The organism is Streptomyces glaucescens (genome assembly GCF_002154375.1).
In the GTDB taxonomy this organism is placed as follows: Bacteria; Actinomycetota; Actinomycetes; order Streptomycetales; family Streptomycetaceae; genus Streptomyces; species Streptomyces glaucescens.
In genome coordinates, this window is the sequence record NZ_MUND01001058.1 from 1 (window position 1) to 1475 (window position 1475).

The window sequence follows — 1475 nt, forward strand, 5'->3', positions numbered from 1 at the left end:
AACCACGGCCGACGCGCCGCCGGGGCCCGGCGGCGCGTCGGCCGTGGTTGCCGTCGTCGCGGGCGCGGGGGCAGTCGTCACGCCGTCGTCGCCGCCGGTGTGCGTGACGGTCCCGGCGGCGACGGCGGCGAGCAGCACGGCGCCGGTGACACGGGCCGTGCCCGGCCGGGCGCGACGGCGTCCGCGCGGGCCCGCCCGCTCGACCACCCGCCGGGCGCACGGGTCGATTCCTTGATCGCCGAAGGTCATGGCGGCGGAGGGTAACAGCGCGGGCCGCTCCGGCACCCGCCGCCCGACAAAGGGGAGAGAACACGCCTTGACGGGACAATGTGCCCCATGGGAGCGAAGGTCCTGGCAGGGTGCGGTGTCCTGTGGGGTGAAGCGTCCCGGAGGGGCACGTGCCCTAGCGGGACAAGGCGTCCCGGACGGCCTCTTCGGTGCGGGCGACCACCGCCGTGCCGTCGTCCGCGGTGATGATCGGGCGCTGGATCAGCTTCGGGTGTTCGGCCAGCGCCGTCACCCAGCGATCGCGCGAGGCCGCGTCCCGCGGCCACTCCTTCAGGCCCAGTTCCCTGGCGGCCGGCTCCTGGGTGCGGGTGATGTCCCACGGCTCGAGTCCGAGGCGGTCGAGCACGCCGCGGATCTCGTCCTCGGTCGGCACGTCCTCCAGGTAGCGGCGGACGGTGTAGTCGGCACCCTCGGCGTCGAGCAGCTGAACCGCGCTGCGGCACTTGGAGCAGGCGGGGTTGATCCAGATTTCCATGCCGGACACGGTACGCCGGGGGCGCCCGGGCACCGCATCGGCGCCCCGGCCTGTTCGATTTTTTGCGGGGGGTCCCACGAGCCTCGCCAGGCCGGTCTGACACACCAGCAATTCCCGTTCCTACCTGGGGCTTTGATGGGGCGTACGGACCCCCGATTGTCAGTGGCGGGCAGTAGAATTGAAGCAGTGTTCGAGGGGATCGCCGGGGGCTTCCGGGTGGTTCCCTGACCGCGACAGGAGGATGCCTGTGCCCGCTGCCGCACTGAAGCCGAAGCCGTTGCCCACCCAGTCCACCGCCCGCCGTGCCGTCCAGCTCGACCTGCCGTACGCCCCCGTCCTCAAGAGCCCGCTGCCGGCCGGGCGGCCCCGTGAGTGGTACATCTCGCACAACCGCCGGCTCAAGGCCATGCGCCTGGCCATAGCGCTGCTCGACTCCGGCGTCTTCCTGCCGGGTCAGGCCCGCAACGAGACGATCCGTGACGCGGCGCGGCTCATCGGCGTCCACCCGCCGTCGGACACGACGTGTCACATGGTGCGGGCGCTGATGAAGTACAGCCGCTGAGGTGGCGTGCGACGCCGGGCGCCCTGTCCTTCACGGCGCCCGGCGTCCGCGTGTGAGCTCACCCCGCCAACTCCCGCTCCAGCGGCGTCCGGAACCGCGGCGTCACCCGCGTCGCCCCCACCCACGCGCGCAGCCGCTCCGCCTCCGCCC

Annotated in this window: 2 protein-coding genes and 1 pseudogene; 1 reads left to right on the top strand and 2 read right to left on the bottom strand. The window is 73.1% G+C overall.

Annotation, left to right across the window (positions count from 1 at the left end):
* Both CCN42_RS40535 and CCN42_RS40540 read right to left on the bottom strand, forming a co-directional pair.
* Window positions 1-249, bottom strand: a pseudogene (locus CCN42_RS40535) (hypothetical protein); the annotation flags it as partial.
* Window positions 250-403: 154 nt separating this feature from the next.
* Entirely contained in the window at window positions 404-763 is a 360-nt protein-coding gene (locus CCN42_RS40540; protein WP_086171589.1) for an arsenate reductase family protein, read from the bottom strand.
* 247 nt (window positions 764-1010) lie between these two features.
* On the opposite strand from CCN42_RS40540, the gene CCN42_RS40545 reads away from it, so the two are divergent.
* Window positions 1011-1325, top strand: coding sequence for a hypothetical protein (locus tag CCN42_RS40545; protein ID WP_086171588.1), 315 nt, complete (start codon window positions 1011-1013; stop codon window positions 1323-1325).
* The last annotated feature ends 150 nt before the right edge of the window (window positions 1326-1475 follow it).

Excerpts from the sequence above, each read along its gene's own strand:
- CCN42_RS40540 (WP_086171589.1), bottom strand. The coding sequence starts at position 763 with ATGGAAATCTGGATCAACCCCGCCTGCTCCAAGTGCCGCAGCGCGGTT.